Here is an 18,812-nt window from a genome sequence, read left to right as displayed (position 1 = left end):
GTTGTCGGTTCTGCGGCTTACCTGAAAGCCCAAGAACTGTTGCAAAACAAATCGGTGGGTTATCCTAAGGTCACAAGCGCGGCTTACGTAGCATTGGACAATGTTGTAAAGAATGAAGCATCAACAGATGCTGAATTCAAGGCTGCTATTGATGCTTATTATAATGAAACCGATGTTCTTCTTCCTGAAAACAAGAAGTGGTATAAGATAGCCAGTGTAAATAAGAAGAATGAACGGAAGTATCTTGCTGTAAAAGAAAAGCAGGTTCTATTGGTAGACAATATTGATGAAGCTTCAGCTTTTGAGGCGTTAGACCATAGTGGAGTGTTCACCTTGGGTGATGCTGATGACAATATGCTGAATGTCAATGGAGTGACAGTTGATGCAGGTGCAGAAGTAAGCAAGCTTACAATTGCCAAACTGGATGGCTCTGCTGTACAACTCGAATCGGGTGATGTCTTTGATGCAGACAAAGCATTGGGTACTTTCTCTTTCAAGGGATCTTATCCATCTGTAACGGGAAGCTCTAGCGTTGCTTATGCTTTGTGCAATCATGCAGACAAGAAATATCAGACAGAAGCAGCTGTTGCTGCTCCATATTGGCAAAGCAGTCTGACCAGTGCCTTCGCATTCGTTGAGGTTGAAAAACCGGCTGCTGCTATCAAGACCGTAGAGACAGCTTACAAGTTGACACCTGCAATAGTAGGAAGCAATGCCGATCTCCTGACTCTTTCTTTCGATGGATTGACTCATGTTACTGTAATGAGTGATGCTGATGCCTACATCACTGATGAGAAGGGTGAGCGTGTGAAGAACGTTACCTTTACTCCGGTAACAGGAAAAGACAATCAGTTTACTGTTGCGTTGACTGACCTGGCAAAGGCTAGCTATCAGCTGGTAATCCCAGAAGGAACCTTCCATTATGAAAAGAATAATAAGGAAGTAAAGACACAAGCTATCAAGGAAAGCTTTACGATAGGAAAGGGCGGCTCTCCTGATGATCCAAATCTTAAATCAGATTATTCAATATACCAGATGTTGCCTGATATATCAGGTTTTGTCAAGGATGTTGCATTGAATGGATTTATGATTAAAAACATTGGATACTATGATGGTTTGGTTGCTAATCCTGATAGAGAAGTGAGACTTGCAGTTTACGACAACAACAAGACGATTCGTACAGGACACTTTGAAAGCTATGTAGATCCGGAAGATCCGACAACGCCGACATTGCTGTTAGTTTTTGATACTCCTATTAGAGAAGGTGAATTGAAAGCCAATAGTTACGCTATCGTAATTTTGCAGGGAACCTTCGGAGATACAAACTTTGGAAAGTTCCTTGAGGACAAGACCACAACCCAAGCCAGTGACTGTCATACAAACCCAAGAATGACGATTACAATCGAAGTAGACAATGATAAGGCTACTGGTATCGAACATGTTGTGAATTCTACTGAGAAGAACAATGTAATCTATGATGTCCAGGGACGTAAGGTAAAGCAGATGAACCGTTCTGGTATCTACATTGTGAATGGAAAGAAATTCGTAAAGAAATAAAATTTAATGTAGAAAGTTATGAAATCAATTAAACTGCTCATGGCAACGGCCATGTTAGCCATCGGCTCTACAGCCGCTATGGCACAAGCATCCTATACAGACAAGGATGGAAACGAATATCAGTTTAAACGTCACTGGTTTCTGGATGTTCAGGCTGGTGGGCAATATACTGTAGGTGAGGCAAGCTTCTCAGACTTGCTTTCTCCTAACTTCCAGGGTGCCATCGGCTACCAGTTCTCTCCTGTTTTCGGACTCCGTGGTCAGATAAACGGTATCTGGAGCAAGGGCGGATGGAACGGATACAAGGCTACCAAGGACGGTACTCCGTATACCGCCAGCTACAAATGGAAATATGTAGCGCCTGGTGTGGACTTTATGTTCAACCTCTCTAACCTCTTCTGTGGCTGGAACCCGAACCGCATGTTCAACGCTACAGCCTTCGTAGGTGGTGGTATCAACTGGGCTGGAGCTAACCAGGAGGTAAACGACCTGGCTGCCAACATCAAGAATCAGAGCAACTATCTGCTGGAATATCTCTGGCAGGGAAAGAAGGTTCGCCCTTACGGCAGAGCCGGTATCGACCTGGAATTCAAGGTAAGCAAGGTTGTGAGCATCATGCTCGAAGGCAATGCCAACATGATTTCAGACAAGTACAACTCTAAGAAGGCAGATAACCCTGACTGGTACTTCAATGCACTGGCAGGTGTACGCATCAATCTGGGCAAGAGCTATACCAAGAAGGCTAAGCCGGTAGAGGAACCTGCTCCGGCACCAGCTCCTAAGCAGGAATATGTAGCTCCTAAGCCAGAGCCTAAGCCAGCTCCTGTAGAGAAGAAGATAGAGGAGATTCGCCGTGACATCTTCTTCACCATCAATTCTTACAAGATTGCTCCTGCTGAGGATGCTAAGATCCGTGAGGTGGTTGACTTCCTGAACAAGAACACAGAGGCAAAGGTTGTAGTAACCGGCTATGCTGACAAGGGTACAGGCAATGACGTCATCAACGACCGCATCGCTGCCAAGCGAGCAGCAGCTGTGGTTTGGATGCTGACAAAGAAATATAATATACCTTCAGAGCGCATTACAGAAGAATCTAAGGGTGCACGTGTGCAGCCTTTTGCAGAAAACGCAGAGAACCGTGTAACGATCATGATCGCTAAGTAGTACGGTAAGTTTATAATGCGACAATCAATTATTTTAATTGGTGGCGGGGCATCCTCAGGGGTGCCCCGTTTTTCGTTCTGATATCCTTTCCTTCTCCCGCTCATTTTGTTATTTTTTCACCATTTCTTGCAGTTTCTCAATATTTTGTTGTACCTTTGCAACGTATTAAAAAATAAGCGATTATGGGACGAGCTAAAAGAATACCTTACGGAGTGTCTGACTTCATCGACATCATTGAGAGAAATCAATATTATGTCGATAAGACTATGTATATACCTAAGTTAGAGGATGAGCCTGATGCCTTGTTCTTTATTCGCCCTCGCCGTTTTGGCAAGAGCTTGTTTATCAGTATGCTGAGGGCTTATTATGACATCAAACGTAAAGATAAGTTTGATAAGTTGTTTGGCAACCTTTGGATAGGTTCGCATCCTACAGAAAATCAGGGAAAGTATCAAGTCTTGTTTCTTGATTTCTCCAAGATAGGAGGTTCGATAGACCAATTGGAAGAAAACTTCAATGCCTATTGCAATGAATGTATTGATAGCTTTATCGAAACTTATCAGGAGTATTATCCCGAACGAGTAGTGGAAAGTGTGTTGAAGGCAAAAACCGCTGCCAGAAAGTTGAATGCCATTGGGATTGCTGCAGAGAAAAAGAATCTTCCACTTTATCTTATAGTAGATGAGTATGACAACTTTACCAATGTTGTGCTCAATGAGCAGGGGGAGGAAGTGTATACGGCTCTTACCCATGCCAGTGGTTTTTATCGGGAGATTTTCAAGGTGTTTAAGGGAATGTTCTCTAAAATCTTTATGACAGGCGTAAGTCCTGTTACACTGGATGATTTGACCAGTGGATTCAACATCGGATGGCATATCTCTACCAAGCCTGCCTTTAATCAAATGCTTGGTTTCTCTACCGAAGATGTAAGAGAACTCTTCACTTATTATAAGGAGAATGGGGAAATTCGACCGGATAGTGATGTGGAGGCTATTATAAAAGAGATGAAACCATGGTATGACAACTATTGTTTCTCGGAAAGTGCCTTGAAAACTCAGAGTAAAGTTTTCAACAGCGATATGGTATTCTATTACTTACGCAATTATCGTGAGACTGGTGAATCTCCTAAGCTGATGGTGGATCCTAATACCAAGACAGATTATGGCAAGATGAAGAAATTGCTGCAGCTTGATAAACTGGATGGCGACCGTAAGGGTGTGCTGCGCACTATCATCGAGAATGGAGATATAATAGGTAATATTGAGGAAAGTTTTCCTGCCAAATTGTTGGTAAGACCACAGATATTTATCAGTCTTCTGTTCTATTATGGAATGTTAACAATAAAGGGAACACGCGGAGACCAGCTGGTGCTTGGCATTCCAAATAATAATGTTCGCAAGCAATACTATACCTATCTGCTGGAGCAATATGACGAAGTCTGTGCGGTAGACGAAATGAGTCTTAAGTCTTTGTTTACCGATATGGCTTTTGATGGTCAATGGAAACCTGCGCTGGAGTTTATGGCACAGGCTTATGCCAAGGTCTCTTCCGTTAGAGATAGCATAGAGGGTGAACGTAATCTGCAAGGTTTCTTTATGGCATATTTGAATCTGAACAGTTACTATTATACGATGCCCGAATTGGAATTGAATCATGGATATTGTGACTTTTTCCTGTTGCCAGACTTGACTCATTACGATACCAAGCACAGCTATATTATCGAACTGAAGATGCTGTCAAAGAAAGATTTTGGAGCTATGGCTGATAACGGCAGACAAACCAAGGCGGAAGAGCAATGGGAGCAAGCTGTGGAACAAATAAACCGATATGCCGATGCTCCAAGAGTGGAAGCCTTGCGTCAAGGTACCAAACTCCATAAGATAATTATGCAGTTTGAGGGGTATCAGTTGAGGAAGATAGATGAAATTGATTAAAGAAGATAAGCATTTTGTCTCTTAAACTCTGGGTTTTGGTTAATTTTACATCTTTTTTTCCTCATTCTCATTATTTTGTTGTACCTTTGCAGCTAAAATAATAATAAATTGCAAGAAAATGGGAAAGATTATATTGACGGGCGACCGTCCTACAGGTAAACTTCACCTGGGTCATTACATCGGCTCTCTGCAGCGCCGAGTACAACTTCAGAACGCTGGCGACTTTGACAGAATGTTCGTTTTCATGGCAGATGTTCAGGCTTTGACTGATAATGCCGACAATCCTGAGAAGATTCGCCAGAACATTACAGAGGTGGCTCTTGACTATCTCTCTGCGGGCCTCGACCCACAGAAGTGTACACTCTATATCCAGAGTATGATTCCAGAGTTGGCTGAGTTGACTACCTATCTGATGAACCTCATCTCTGTATCTCGTGTTCAGCGTAACCCAACCGTGAAGACTGAGATCAAGATGCGTAACTTCGAGGCAAACATTCCGCTCGGTTTCTTCTGCTATCCTGTGAGTCAGGCTGCCGACATCACCGCTTTCAAGGCTACAACCGTGCCTGCCGGTGAGGACCAGGAGCCTATGCTGGAGGTAACCCGCGAGTTGGTTCGCCGCTTCAACCAGACTTATGCACCTGTATTGGTAGAGCCGGAGATTCTGCTTCCAGAGATTGCCTGCTGCCGTCGTCTTCCAGGAACTGACGGTAAGGAGAAGATGAGTAAGAGTCTCGGCAACTGCATCTACATGAGCGACGATGAGAAGACCGTTTGGAAGAAGGTGAAGAAGATGTCTAACGGTGAGCCACGCATGAGCATGGAAGAGCCTGGACATCTGGAAGGCAATGCCGTGTTCACCTATCTTGAGGCATTCTCTACACCAGAGGACTTCGCTGAATTCTGGCCAGAGTTCAAGACTTTGGATGAGTTGAAGGAGCAGTATGTGAAGGGTGGTATCGGTGACGGTACCTGCAAGAAGTTCCTGAACAGCGTCATCAACAAGATGCTTGACCCAATCCGTGCCCGCCGTCATGAGTTTGAGCAGGATATTCCTGAGGTATTCAACATCCTGAAGAAGGGTAGCGAGGATGCCCGCGAGTTTGCAGCCCAGACCATGGATGAGGTTCGCAAGGCTATGCGTATCGACTATTTCAGCGATGCTGCCTATATTGAGGAGCAGGCTGCGAAATTTAAGGTTTGATAATGATATAAAAGATAGAAATATAAAGTGAAAAGGCAAAAGTTATCGTCAGCTGGTAACTTTTGTCTTTTTTATATTATGATGATATGTTTTTAACGCAAAAAACAAAATAATTTCTTTTCTTATCCTTTGTTCTCGTTTTTTTTTCTTATTTTTGCAAACAGAATAAATAAAAGAAGCAGAGTATAATGAAAATGAGAAAAATGCTCCAATACAGACTTGCTGATTTAGATAGTATGCTGGTATTGCTCTTCGCTTTTTTGCAACCCATCTCGGCTCAAAAAGCTGATGACAATGTGCATATATTGCAATGCAATGATAGATACGTCTTCAAAACTGATGACGCAGGTAAGACTATTGTTGTTAACACTACGGATTATGAGTATGGTGTAACCCAATATTCCGCTCTAGTTCAACCATGTGCTTATTACGGAGAGTTTATTCGTTTGGACAAGGCACAGTGTAAGGGGTATGCGCAATACAAGTCAGCCATTCCTCGTAATGTCTTTTACGATGATACCAAGATTTGCTACTTTAGCTATCAGATTCCAAAGGTTGGCAAGACTCTGAAGGCTTCTTTTACTCGAACCTATCTCAATCCTATTTATTTCACAACTATTCCTTTGTGTGAAGCTAATTATGTAGAGCATAAGAAGATAGAGGTAATCAAGCCAAAAGCCTTCCAGCAGTTTCGGATAAAAGAATATAATCTTCCTGCTGGTATAGAGAAAAGTACTACATGTAATGCAGAGGGAGATTCCGTTTTTACTTATGTGATTCATTCCTTACCTGCACAGCTGATAGAACCTAATTCTCCATCTTGGGGATATAGTGCTCCTCATCTCTTGGTGTTGGGAGCATTCCAAAGTCTGCAAGATATGTTTGTCTGGTCTCATCAGTTGGCTAATGTGGATTGCTCTATTCCTAATCAGGAAGAAATACTAAGAGAGATACAGAAAGGGGCAAAAAACGATTATGACAAGATAGCCAATACTTATGCCTGGGTACAGCAGAATATCAGATATTTGGCTTTTGAGGCAGGCATTTCTGCCCATCAACCGGCAACACCTGCTGAAACTATTCGTAAGCGTTATGGTGATTGCAAGGCTATGGCTCTTTTGCTCAAAACCTTGCTCAAGGCGCAAGGCTTTGATGCTCGTCAAACGGATATAGGGACATGGGATGTACCTTATTCTTTGCAGAAAAATCCTTCTATTGCATCTATTGATCATGCGATATGTACGGTTTTCTATCAGGGAAAGCCATATTATCTGGATGCTACGAATCCATATGTTCCTCTAGGCTATGTGCCAGATAATATACAAGGAAGGATGGCTTTGATAGAAGACGCAGATAGCTTTCGTATGAATAAGTTACCTGAGCTGGCTGCTGATTCTTGCTTTTCTTCTATAACATATCAGGCAACCTTAGAATCTGGGGATGATGGAAACTACGATATAAAGGGAAAATTGTACTCTAAATGGAAGGGCGATATGAAGTCTTGGATACTAGTGGGGAATGACGCTACGGCACAAGATGAAAAAGAGAAGGCCTTGGTGGCAGCGATGGGGGCTGGTGAACGATTGGATAAGATTGGGGATATAGTGATGACGGGAAATCGTCCTCGGGATGAGTCTTTGAATATCACTGCTTTTTTTATGAAAAAGGGAGCTGGGCAACTGGTTGACGGTAGTGTTTATTTAGATGCCAATCTCGATGAGAGCCTTTTTCTGACTCCAGTGGATACAACCAAACGGGTTTCCGATTACATGATAGACTTGCGGTCTAAGGAAGTACGTGATGTAAAGATTTTGATTCCAGAGAAAATGGAGGTCAGTAGTCTCCCCGCACCTTATCAGATTCATACAGCATGGGTTGATTTTTGTCGCACTTATTCTCAAACAGGCAATCAGATTGTTATGCATAAGGAGTGTGTAATACACCACAGACGTGTTCCGCGAAGCGAAATCCCTGCTTGGAATAAGATTGTAAGTGATTGGGGAGCAGCTTGTAATGAGCAAGTAGTATTAAAGGAAAAATGAGTTAAATGTATTATTCATAGTCAAAAAGTTGAATTATGGCAAAGATTAAAGTAATCCGAGTTGTCTTCAGTATTCTGTTGGTACAGCTCTTGACGTTGTCAGTGAATGCTGACGAGAAAGCTGATTATTTGAAGTTGGCGCAAAAGGTGCGGCAAGAAGTTTGGAGCAGTACGCCTGCTGACTTTCAAAAACGAACGGTTCCCGACAGATACAAGAATGCTTCGGCCGTCATACTATCTTATTATCGGGAGTTGAGTACGGATTATTATCGTAAGGCAACGGCTGATCTGGTGCTCAATCTTCGCCTTACTCGTCAGATAGACTGTACGGATATGGAGCGTATGTTAATTCAAATCAATGACAAAAAGGCGTTGAAGGATTATTCTGAGTTTACTTTCAAGACGAAAAGTAGAAAGTGGACCTGGGGATATCATCATAAAACGCAAACGGTGCTTGGCATTCGTGTTATAAAGAAGAATGGTAACGTACAGGAAGTAAGTTTAGATGACTATGTAGATGTCAAGGAAGGCAAAAATGACAAGGACTTGAGTCAGAAGATAGCTGTGCCTGGTTTGGAAGTGGGAGATTGTATTGATGTCTTTTCTCTAGACCAAATAGATACACAGGAACAACAGCTGGATCCTTTCTATTTTGTTCTTCGTCAAGACGAACCTGTCCTTTATACCAAGGTTCACTGTGTGCTAGACCAAAGTCTTGCCACCGTCTATCGGACGATGAATGGTGCCCCTGATTTTACTCAGACCACAGACAAGGACAAAAATGCAGTGCTTGATATGGTTATGGATAAGCCGATAGATGCAGAATCATCCATTTGGTATAATTCTTTGGAGCAGTCACCTTTTATAGAGATGTATATTACCCCGACCAAGGCTAAAGTGGCAGTAGTAGAGAAGGCTATGCGCAAAAAAGGTGTTCGAGGCAATCCTGATGTAACACCAATCCTGCAAGACGATTGGAAATTGCTGAAATCTTATGTGTCTAAGGGGGGATATTCTCCTGCTGGTCTTCCTAGTACGTATAAGAGCGTCTTCAAGTCTGCCAAAAAAGAGGGGATGTCTGCCGAGGAGAAAGCTGACCGTATTTATTCTTTTGAGTATGTTAGTAGTGGATCTTCTCAGAGGGCTTTTAATACAGTGGCTAATTATTTGCGTAAATTGGGCGTGGAAATAGAAATGGGCATTACCACTCCGTTTGGTGCATTGCCTGTTGATAAACTGATTAATTATAATTCTACATCTTGGTTCTTCCGCCTTAAGGGAACTGATGTGTATTACTTCCCTGGGACTTATCCTAAGGTTGCTTCCGAGATACCTTATATATATCAAGGAAGAAAGGCGTATATGCAAGATTCCGAGGAACAAATAATGATACCTGTGAGTCAAGCTGAAGACAATAAGTCGGTTACAGATATGGTGGTTAAACTTGATGGTACTAAACTTGATATCAGTAGGAAGGTAACTTATTCGGGTGAACAGAAAATGTACGGTCAGTCTTTGGTGAGTCCTGATAACACGCTTTTTGGATCAAGCCAACTTGAAGCTTATTGGCGATATTTGAAATACGACGACAAAGATCCGTACTCTTGTTATACTAAGAAGGAATCTGCTGAATTAAAAGGAGCTTTCAATGAATATCGGAAAAATGCCATAGATCCGTTTAAGGCTGAAATCAGTAGTTATCACGATGCTGATCCTGTGCAAGTCGGTGGCTATGGAGTAGATTGCGTGGGAATCCGTCGAGATAGTTCTAACTTTGTTTATCATGTAGATTATGTGATGGATGGAATGGTGAAACGCGCTGGAAATAACTATTTGTTGTCGGTAGGTAAGTTAATAGGAAGTTCGTTGAAACTAGAAGGCAAGGATCGAGAGCGTATCGATGATGTTTGGCGCAAGATGGCGTTTGTTGATGAATGGAATATAGAGATTCCGTTGCCGCAAGGATATAAGGTCTCTGCTGAAGCATTAAAGAAGATTGAGACTTCGGTGGCTAATGAGTGTGGAGAATTCACGGTTAAGGCTACCGCTGGAAATGAAAGTGTAAAAGTGTATGTGCGCAAATGTTTTGCTCATAGAGTGGAACCTGTCTCAAACTGGAGCAAACTGTTGGCTTTGGTTGACGCTTGTAGCGCTTTCGCTGATAAGCAGATGGTAATAGCGAAATGAATGTAAGTTTATTGAGTATATTTTTTAATTCTAAAAGAGGTGGTTACTGCTTGAAGTTCATATACCGGTAAAACTAAATGAGGTTTAAGAATTGAAAAAGGTGAATAAACGAATATTACAATTAGCGGTGCCGTCGATAATATCCAATATCACGGTACCGCTTTTGGGTTTGGTGGATGTCGCTATCGTCGGGCATATCGGCGATGCGGCTTACATCGGAGCCATTGCTGTGGGGTCGATGCTATTCAATGTCATCTACTGGCTTTTCGGATTCCTGAGAATGGGAACCAGCGGAATGACTTCGCAGGCTTTGGGAAGGAGAGATTTGGCTGAGGTGCTGAGGCTCCTGGTGCGCTCTCTCAGTATCGGTGTGGGGATAGGAGTGCTGTTCTTCGTTCTCCAGAAATTGCTGATAGGCTGCGGACTCTGGGCGATGTCGCCGGAAGCGGATGTCGTGGAACTGGCACGGAGATACTGTTATGTCTGTATCTGGGGAGCCCCGGCAGTGCTCGGACTCTACGGATTTACGGGCTGGTTTATCGGTATGCAGAACACGCGCATTCCGATGATGGTATCGCTGACACAGAATGTGGTGAACATCGTAGCCTCCCTGCTGCTGGTCTTTGTCTGCGGGATGACGGTAGAAGGCGTGGCGCTCGGAACGGTTATTGCCCAATGGTGGGGATTCCTGATGGCATGTCTGTTCTATCGTATCTGTTATCGCCGGTTAAGCAAGTATGACTATCGCCGGCATCTCTTTGCTGCCGAACCGCTGAAGCAGTTTTTCTCGCTCAATAAGGATATCTTTCTCCGCACCCTATGTCTGGTGGCGGTCAACCTCTTCTTTACGGCAGCAGGTTCCAGGGAGAGTACCATCGTGCTGGCTGTGAATACGCTGCTGATGACGCTCTTTACCATCTTCTCTTATTTTATGGATGGTTTTGCCTATGCGGCAGAGGCGTTGAGCGGCAAGTATTATGGAGCCCGCAACATGGGGGCATTCCGCGAGGTGGTTAGAAGAACGATGGGTTTTGGAGCTGTTGTGGCAGTAGTTTTCACCTTGTTATATATAGTGGGTGGCGAGAATTTCCTCTCTTTGCTCACGAGCGATAAGCAGGTGATAGCTGCATCGGGCGAATATTTCTGGTGGGCTGTGCTGATTCCGCTGTCTGGCATGTCGGCATTCGTCTTCGATGGCATCTTTGTAGGCATCACCCAGTCTAAGTCGATGCTCTGTTCTACCGCCGTAGCCTCGGCTTCGTTCTTCGTTCTGTTCTTCGGCTTGCATCCTTTCCTGGGCAATCATGCCCTGTGGTTGGCCTTCATTCTCTACCTTCTGTTAAGGGGAATCGTACTGTTCGTCATTTATCGTAAAAAACTGCGGTAAATGACGAATTGTGTTTTTATAGAATATTTTAGTAGAAATAATGTACATCTTTCATAAAAATTGCACACTGAATTCTAGTGTGCGCATTTTTGTGAAAAACTACATTAATATAGTTTAAATCTTAGGCTTATATTCTTTTTCTTAGCCGAAAATTAGTAATTTCGCAGAGCAAAACTTAAAAAGGAGAAGAGTAAATGACAGCAGAAGAATATTATCAGCAAGGTAACGCCTGGCGCAAGCAGGGTGACTTTAAGCGTGCCCTCGACTGCTATATGGAGGCCATTGCCCTCGATCCGGAGAGCCCTGCCGTAGCAGCCAAGGAGATGTTGGATGATATCATGAGCTTTTATTGCAAAGACTACTACAATCCATAACAACCGACATGTGGACAGCAGGAGCTTTGTTTACTCCAATGGTAAAGATAATTAGTAAGAAATTAGAATATGAGTAAGATTAAAGGGGCTATTGTAGTCGACACCGGGCGTTGCAAGGGATGCTCGCTCTGTGTGGAGGCTTGTCCTCAGCATGTCATCGCATTGGCAGAGAAAAAAGTCAATGTGCATGGTTACCGTTATGTAGAGGCAGCTGTACCTGATGCGTGTGTTGGTTGCACTTCGTGCGCCATCGTGTGTCCGGACGGCTGTATCACTGTTTATCGTAAGAAGGAGGACTAAATAATGGCAAATCAGGAAGTTACATTAATGAAAGGCAATGAGGCGATAGCCCATGCCTGTATCAGATGTGGTGCGGATGGTTTCTTCGGCTATCCTATCACACCTCAAAGTGAGATTATAGAGACGCTGGCTCTGCTCAAGCCATGGGAAACATCAGGTATGGTGGTTCTGCAGGCTGAGAGTGAGGTGGCGGCTATCAACATGGTTTATGGTGGCGCCGGTGCCGGTAAGCGTGTCATTACCACTTCTTCAAGTCCGGGTGTGGCTTTGATGCAAGAGGGTATCTCTTACATGGCAGGTGCTGAGATTCCGGGCGTTATCGTCAATGTGCAGCGTGGCGGTCCGGGTCTGGGTACCATCCAGCCATCCCAGAGTGATTATTTCCAGGCTACCCGCGGTGGTGGTAACGGCGACTATAATGTGATTGTGCTGGCTCCTGCTTCTGTTCAGGAGATGGCTGATTTCGTTGATCTCGCCTTTACGCTTGCCTTTAAGTATCGCAATCCTGCGATGATTCTGAGCGATGGTGTCATTGGTCAGATGATGGAGAAGGTGGTTCTGCCTCCTGTCAAGCCTCGACGTACCGAGGAGGAGATTGCCAGGGAGTGTCCTTGGGCTACCATCGGCCGTCCGAAGAATCGTCCAGTCAACATCATGACCTCTCTGGAACTCAAGCCTGAGGTGATGGAGGAGCGCAATATTGCTCTTCAGGAGAAATACAGAAAAATCCGTGAAACCGAGGTTCGTTATGAAACCGAGCAGATGGATGATGCCGACTATGTTATCGTAGCCTTCGGTAGTGCGGCACGTATTGCCGAGAAGAGCATCGAGAGTGCGCGTGAGCAGGGCATCAAGGTAGGATTGTTCCGTCCTATCACCCTCTGGCCTTTCCCTGAAAAGGAGATTCATGAACTCGCCAAGACCAAGAAGGGTATTCTGGTTGTAGAAATCAATGCCGGTCAGATGGTTCAGGATGTGCGACTGGCTGTGAATGGTCAGACTCCTGTGGAGCACTTTGGTCGTCTGGGCGGTATCGTACCAGAGCCAGAGGAAATCGTTGAAGCATTAAAGAAGTTAATAAAATGAATGATATAATTTCACCAGAGAATCTGGTATATAAGAAGCCTACGCTGATGAACGATACCCCGATGCACTATTGTCCGGGGTGTTCGCATGGCGTAGTTCATAAGCTCGTTGCCGAGGTTATCGAGGAGATGGGCATGGAGGATAAGACGGTAGGCGTATGTCCGGTGGGCTGCGCTGTCTTTGCTTATCGCTATTTGGATATTGACTGGCAGGAGGCTGCTCATGGTCGTGCACCTGCTGTAGCTACGGGTATCAAGCGCTTGTGGCCTGATCGTCTCGTCTTCACTTATCAGGGCGATGGCGACTTGGCGTGCATCGGTACCTGCGAAACTATCCACGCCCTGAACCGTGGTGAGCATATCGCCATCATCTTCATCAATAATGCCATCTATGGTATGACCGGCGGACAGATGGCGCCAACCACCCTGTTGGGTCAGAAGACTGCTACCTGTCCTTATGGTAGAGAGGCTGATCTTCATGGTTATCCACTTAATATTACCGAGTTGGCAAGCCATCTGCAGGGTACTTGTTATGTAACCCGCCAGAGTGTGGAGACCGTGGCAAGCATCAAGAAGGCAAAGAAGGCTATCCGCAAGGCGTTCGAGGCAAGCATGCAGGGCAAGGGCTCCAGCCTGGTAGAGATTGTTTCTACCTGCAACAGCGGTTGGAAACTCTCACCTGTTGAGGCTAACAAGTGGATGGAAGAGAACATGTTTAAGCAGTATCCTAAGGGTGACCTGAAGGATACAACGAACATGTAATGTTGAATGTTGAATGTTGAATGTTGAATTTGGCATTTACAAAAGATTAGAACAATGAAGACAGAAATCATTATATCCGGTTTTGGCGGTCAGGGCGTTCTCTCTATGGGAAAGATTCTGGCTTATTCAGGACTGATGGAGGATAAGGAGGTAACCTGGATGCCTGCTTACGGACCAGAGCAGCGTGGCGGTACAGCCAATGTAACGGTCATTGTGAGCGACAGTCGCATCTCTTCGCCTATCCTGAGCCATTATGATGTAGCCATCGTGCTCAACCAGCCGTCGCTCGACAAGTTTGAGCCGAAGATTAAGCCAGGCGGCATCCTGATTTATGATGGCTATGGTGTGATGAATCCTCCACAGCGCAAGGACATCACCATTTATCGCATTGATGCGATGGACAAGGCTGCCGAGATGAAAAACTCCAAGGTGTTCAATATGATTGTTTTGGGCGGTCTGCTGAAGGTTTGTCCTGTTGTGAGCACCGATGGTTTGAACAAAGCGCTTTACAAGTCATTGCCAGAGCGCCATCATGGTTTGATTCCGCTGAACATGCAGGCAGTGGAAGAGGGAATGAAGATTATCAAAAAGGTAGATTAAATTCAATCATCTGTATAGATAAGGGAGCGGGCTGCGTTGCGATGCAGTTCGCTCCCTTGTTTTATTAGGCTGGGTTGAAAAGGAAAAAATGATGCATCTTGCAGATTATATATTTAATTTGCATCATGTAGTTTGCTACATTCAAAAACTGTTGTTGAATGTTTTTCATATCTAAAACTAAAGAAAGTCGTTCTTTTCTTTGGCATTTCCAATTCTTTTCGCTAATTTTGTGGCGTTAATTTAAAAGAAAGGAATAAGATGGAAACGATTAATATTCAGTTTCAAGTACCTTCTACTGGTCAATATACGCTTGACGAATTTGTCGCTAAGCTCAAAGACTATGCTGAAAAATTAGCCAGTTCTATCTCCAAGTCTGGAAACAGTTACCAGGAAACTTATATGAGCCAGGCAGAGCAGGAAGCCTATGTGGCAGAAAGTCTCAACCGTGCTCTTGATGAAATGGAAGCTCATAAGAAGAATGGGACTAAACCGATGGATGCTCGTGATTTGTTGAGAAGACTTCGGGAAGAGGAGGCGTAGTATGAAGGTTAAAATTTATACGGAAAAAGAATTTGAGCGACAACTTAGAAAACTTTCCAAGAAATATCGTTCAATGCTTGATGATTACGATGCTTTTCTTACAGGCTTAGAACAGGATCCTTATCAAGGTACTAGTCTTGGCAAAGGTGTCAGAAAGGTAAGAATGGCAATAGCTAGTAAGGGTAAAGGCAAAAGTGGTGGTGCAAGGGTCATCACTTATAATCTTTATCAGGAAGGAGATTCCGTTATCATTGATTTGTTGACAATCTATGATAAAGGAGAAATCTCTAATATCTCTGATGAGTTTATCAGTTTTTTGCTTGATAAACGTGAAAATGGATAATACGCAGAATTTGTAGATTGTGTAATTTCGGAACTTCATAGTATTTCATAACGTATAGTTATGAATATTGTTTTGGATACCAATTGCCTTGTTATTGCAATTTCAAGGCAAAGCGAATACCATCAAGTATGGTAAGATTTTCTTGCTGGTAAATTGATTATCAAGGATCATACGATGGCTGCCCTTGGTTTGGGCGGTAAACCGTATAAGAAAATAAAGGTGACGCATCTTTGGGGAACTGCTACAATTGTACTTCCCTGAAAAAGGTTGTCACTTAGGAACAAACAGAAGTGACAATGAAACGTAAGACAAGAATTGAACGTGTGTATAATGAGGACACAGGTTGGTTTGAGACCCGTGAGGTAGAGTTGAATAGCTACTCTTTTACAGATGATGATCGTATCATGATAGTTCGAGAGTATATGGAGAGTGGGCTCCCAGCAGAAGAAATCATCAAGAAATACTATATAAGCAGTCGTACAGTGCTATTTTCTTGGATGGATAAGTTCTTAAATGAAAAAGATTTGTTATCTTTGCCGCCAGAAGACCAAAACCGTGACGATATGGCAAAGACAACAAATGAACAGTTGAAAGAGAAAGATGCAGAGATTAAGCGTCTCCGCAAGGCTTTGGAGTTAGAGAAGCTTCGCTCTAAGGCATTCTCCACCATGATTGACCTCGCAGAAGAAACCTTCAATATTCCTGTGAGAAAAAAATCTGGTACCAAACAGTAAGCTTGCTCCGCACAGAGTGCCAGAGCCAAGGTTTAGGCACTCTATGCGGGCTGTTTGGTTTCACCCGGCAAGCATATAATAAGCGCAATGTCTCTGACGGCTTTGCTGAAGAGGCCATTGAGTCTATCATCATTGAAAAGGCACGTGAGTATCGTAAGTCGAATCCTGGCTTAGGAGCTGCAAAGTTGCATGCCATATTGAAACAGATGTTTGAGGATACTGGCTGCTTCCCTGGTCGTGACGCATTTATTGAGATGCTGCGTAAGCATGGACTCATGGTACGTATAAAGCGCCGTAGGCGCTATAAGACAACAGATTCCGACCATAATTATCGCAAATACCCAAACCTGATTAAGGGAGTAGTTCCTACCCATCCGAACCAGATTTGGGCAAGTGACATCACCTATGTTGAAACCAATGAAGGTGTGTGCTATCTCTCGCTTATAACAGACCTGTATTCCCATAAAATCGTTGGATGGGCTGTTGGTCCAACATTAGAAACTGTATATCCATTAGAAGCGCTTAAAATGGCATATAAAAGCATTGATGAAGAAACTGCAAAAGGACTCATTCATCACTCTGACAGAGGAAGCCAGTATTGCAGTCAGAATTATGTATCTATCCTAAAAAGTCATGGCTCACAAATAAGTATGACTCAAACAGGAGATCCTTTGGAGAATGCTATAGCAGAACGTGCAAACGGCATTTTAAAAACAGAATGGCTTTATAGGATGACAATTCCTACTCGTAAAGTATGTAAGAAGGAACTGACCAGGATTATTGCGTTTTATAACGACGAAAGACCGCATATGAGTATCGGTAATCAAACACCATCAGTTGCACATACTCAAGTGGGGCCACAGCAGAAAATGTGGAAAAATCCTTGGGAAAATTCTTCTAATTAGTTGAAAATGTGTATCTTTGCATTTGAAAGAATATCATCACCGTAACCTTTCTAGGGATAGCTCCTTAAAAAGAGTAACCTAGTTAGGTATAATGGGTATCCGCTGACAACCCATATAGTGATAAAAATAAAAATGCGTAACTCATTTAGTGATAAGAAAAATAGATAGTAACAAATTTAGTTTAACCATCCTAAAGGTGACAACTTTTTCACGTATAAGACAAATTATATGCCTAGTTGCCCCTGATTTACAACAAACTTTAACGCTATTGCCGCTGATTTGCGACAAAAAAGTAGTATCTTTGCCCCTGATTTGAAACAAATGCGTATGTTTAGACGAAATATCATCAGTAAACTGGAGGCTTGGAAGCAAGACAAAAAGCATAAGCCCCTTATCCTGAGAGGAGCTCGACAGGTTGGTAAGACAACTGTGGTCAATGAGTTTGGCTCTCAGTTTGATAATTATCTATATTTCAATCTGGAAAGAAATGAGAATGCCAAGTTGTTCGAGATGGAGATTCCTTTAGACGACCTGGTGAATATGCTGTATGCCAGTGTCGGTAAGGTTAAGAAAGAAGGAACTACCCTTGTTTTCATCGACGAGATTCAGAATTCTCCTAAAACCATAGCACTTCTTAGGTATTTCTATGAACAGAGACCTGATTTGTATGTTATTGCAGCTGGCAGTCTGTTGGAGAATCTGGTGGATGTTAAAGTCAGTTTCCCTGTGGGAAGAGTACAGTATCTGGCTTTGCGACCTTGTTCGTTTTCTGAGTTCCTGGGGGCTATCGGCAAGTATAATCTGCTTGCCGTACTCTCGCAGAAGGCAGAATATACGGTTGCCTTCCATGAACAGTTGATGCATCTTTTCAATCAATATACTATTGTGGGAGGGATGCCTGAAGCAGTGCAGCAGTATGCTGAAACCCAAGATGTCATTGGTATCGAAGATGTTTATGAAACTCTGGTGCAAGCCTATAAGGATGATTCTGAAAAATACGTCAGAGGCAATAAGCTGACGGATGTGGTGAGATTTATCCTCTCTTATGGTTGGGCTTTTTCGGGTGAGACCATTACGTTAGGTAACTTTGCCAATTCTGGCTATAAGTCAAGAGAGGTGGGCGAGGCATTTAGATTGCTGGAGAAGGCAATGCTTCTGGAGCTGGTTTACCCAGTGTCTTCTACCCAGTTGCCGATTATTCCTGAGACCAAACGAATGCCAAAACTCATCTGGTTTGATACGGGATTGGTGAACTATCAGGCGGGAATCAGAAAGGAAATCATTGGCTCTACCGATATGGTGGACAGTTGGCGTGGGCATATTGCAGAACAAATAACGGCTCAGGAGTTATTGGCTTTGGAAGATAGGGTGGGACAGCATCGCTCGTTTTGGGCAAAGCCGAATAACGGTGCAGAGATTGATTTCATTTTTACTCATAACTCCAAGCTTTATCCGATAGAGGTAAAGAGTGGAACCAATGCCCATCTCCGTTCTCTCCAAGTATTTATGGATAGTTCGGAAGTTAATATAGCCATCCGTATCTGGTCAAAGCCTTATTCTATAGATAAGGTCAAGACCATTCATGGCAAGGAGTTTACGTTGATTAATCTTCCGTTTTATCTGATAGGTAATTTGCGGAACGTATTGGATGCTGTAGTAGAAGAATGAGTGATAGATACAAAAACAAAAGAATTC

The 18,812-nt window shown here is 43.4% G+C and carries 17 protein-coding genes; all 17 read left to right on the top strand.

Annotated features, from left to right (window positions below; translation table 11 throughout):
• Window positions 1–54: 54 nt before the first annotated feature.
• The 17 genes from KUA46_RS09735 to KUA46_RS09655 all read left to right on the top strand — a co-directional run bounded on the left by KUA46_RS09735 (window position 55) and on the right by KUA46_RS09655 (window position 18,785).
• Window positions 55–1,557 carry a hypothetical protein gene (locus KUA46_RS09735; RefSeq protein ID WP_218487902.1) on the top strand — a complete coding sequence of 501 codons (1,503 nt, stop codon included), beginning with the start codon at window positions 55–57 and terminating at the stop codon, window positions 1,555–1,557.
• Window positions 1,558–1,575: 18 nt separating this feature from the next.
• Window positions 1,576–2,721 carry an OmpA family protein gene (locus KUA46_RS09730; RefSeq protein ID WP_218487901.1) on the top strand — a complete coding sequence of 382 codons (1,146 nt, stop codon included), beginning with the start codon at window positions 1,576–1,578 and terminating at the stop codon, window positions 2,719–2,721.
• Window positions 2,722–2,903: 182 nt separating this feature from the next.
• Complete coding sequence (locus KUA46_RS09725; RefSeq protein WP_218487900.1) at window positions 2,904–4,655, top strand: ATP-binding protein; 1,752 nt, start codon at window positions 2,904–2,906, stop codon at window positions 4,653–4,655.
• A 118-nt stretch (window positions 4,656–4,773) separates the two neighbouring features.
• On the top strand, window positions 4,774–5,859 hold the full coding sequence (trpS, locus tag KUA46_RS09720) for a tryptophan--tRNA ligase (protein ID WP_117695026.1): 1,086 nt from the start codon (window positions 4,774–4,776) through the stop codon (window positions 5,857–5,859).
• A 188-nt stretch (window positions 5,860–6,047) separates the two neighbouring features.
• Complete coding sequence (locus KUA46_RS09715; protein ID WP_434725790.1) at window positions 6,048–7,901, top strand: transglutaminase domain-containing protein; 1,854 nt, start codon at window positions 6,048–6,050, stop codon at window positions 7,899–7,901.
• Between the two features lie 35 nt (window positions 7,902–7,936).
• Entirely contained in the window at window positions 7,937–10,087 is a 2,151-nt protein-coding gene (locus tag KUA46_RS09710) for a DUF3857 domain-containing protein (protein ID WP_218487898.1), read from the top strand.
• Window positions 10,088–10,178: 91 nt separating this feature from the next.
• A complete protein-coding gene (locus KUA46_RS09705; RefSeq protein ID WP_218487897.1) occupies window positions 10,179–11,474 on the top strand; it encodes an MATE family efflux transporter in 1,296 nt (431 codons plus the stop codon).
• Between the two features lie 194 nt (window positions 11,475–11,668).
• Window positions 11,669–11,848, top strand: a complete 180-nt coding sequence (locus KUA46_RS09700; protein ID WP_006848323.1) for a tetratricopeptide repeat protein — start codon at window positions 11,669–11,671, stop codon at window positions 11,846–11,848.
• A gap of 69 nt (window positions 11,849–11,917) precedes the next feature.
• On the top strand, window positions 11,918–12,148 hold the full coding sequence (locus tag KUA46_RS09695) for a 4Fe-4S binding protein (RefSeq protein ID WP_006848322.1): 231 nt from the start codon (window positions 11,918–11,920) through the stop codon (window positions 12,146–12,148).
• A gap of 3 nt (window positions 12,149–12,151) precedes the next feature.
• Window positions 12,152–13,234: a 3-methyl-2-oxobutanoate dehydrogenase subunit VorB gene (locus KUA46_RS09690; protein ID WP_218487896.1), complete on the top strand. Its 1,083-nt coding sequence runs from the start codon at window positions 12,152–12,154 to the stop codon at window positions 13,232–13,234.
• Window positions 13,231–13,995, top strand: a complete 765-nt coding sequence (locus KUA46_RS09685) for a thiamine pyrophosphate-dependent enzyme (protein ID WP_006848320.1) — start codon at window positions 13,231–13,233, stop codon at window positions 13,993–13,995. Before KUA46_RS09690 ends, KUA46_RS09685 begins: the two co-directional genes overlap by 4 nt.
• Window positions 13,996–14,049: 54 nt before the next feature.
• Window positions 14,050–14,595: a 2-oxoacid:acceptor oxidoreductase family protein gene (locus tag KUA46_RS09680; RefSeq protein ID WP_153139913.1), complete on the top strand. Its 546-nt coding sequence runs from the start codon at window positions 14,050–14,052 to the stop codon at window positions 14,593–14,595.
• A gap of 258 nt (window positions 14,596–14,853) precedes the next feature.
• Window positions 14,854–15,135: a hypothetical protein gene (locus KUA46_RS09675; protein ID WP_218487895.1), complete on the top strand. Its 282-nt coding sequence runs from the start codon at window positions 14,854–14,856 to the stop codon at window positions 15,133–15,135.
• Between the two features lies 1 nt (window position 15,136).
• On the top strand, window positions 15,137–15,478 hold the full coding sequence (locus KUA46_RS09670) for an addiction module toxin RelE (RefSeq protein WP_118063927.1): 342 nt from the start codon (window positions 15,137–15,139) through the stop codon (window positions 15,476–15,478).
• 296 nt (window positions 15,479–15,774) lie between these two features.
• Window positions 15,775–16,212: a transposase gene (locus tag KUA46_RS09665; protein WP_089543290.1), complete on the top strand. Its 438-nt coding sequence runs from the start codon at window positions 15,775–15,777 to the stop codon at window positions 16,210–16,212.
• Window positions 16,213–16,214: 2 nt separating this feature from the next.
• A complete protein-coding gene (locus KUA46_RS09660) occupies window positions 16,215–17,117 on the top strand; it encodes an IS3 family transposase (protein WP_153083943.1) in 903 nt (300 codons plus the stop codon).
• 327 nt (window positions 17,118–17,444) lie between these two features.
• Window positions 17,445–18,785, top strand: coding sequence for an ATP-binding protein (locus KUA46_RS09655; protein ID WP_218487894.1), 1,341 nt, complete (start codon window positions 17,445–17,447; stop codon window positions 18,783–18,785).
• Window positions 18,786–18,812: the final 27 nt, after the last annotated feature.

Source organism: Segatella copri, assembly GCF_019249765.2.
Classification (GTDB): Bacteria; Bacteroidota; Bacteroidia; order Bacteroidales; family Bacteroidaceae; genus Prevotella; species Prevotella copri_K.
This window is presented reverse-complemented; position numbering and strand designations above follow the sequence as displayed.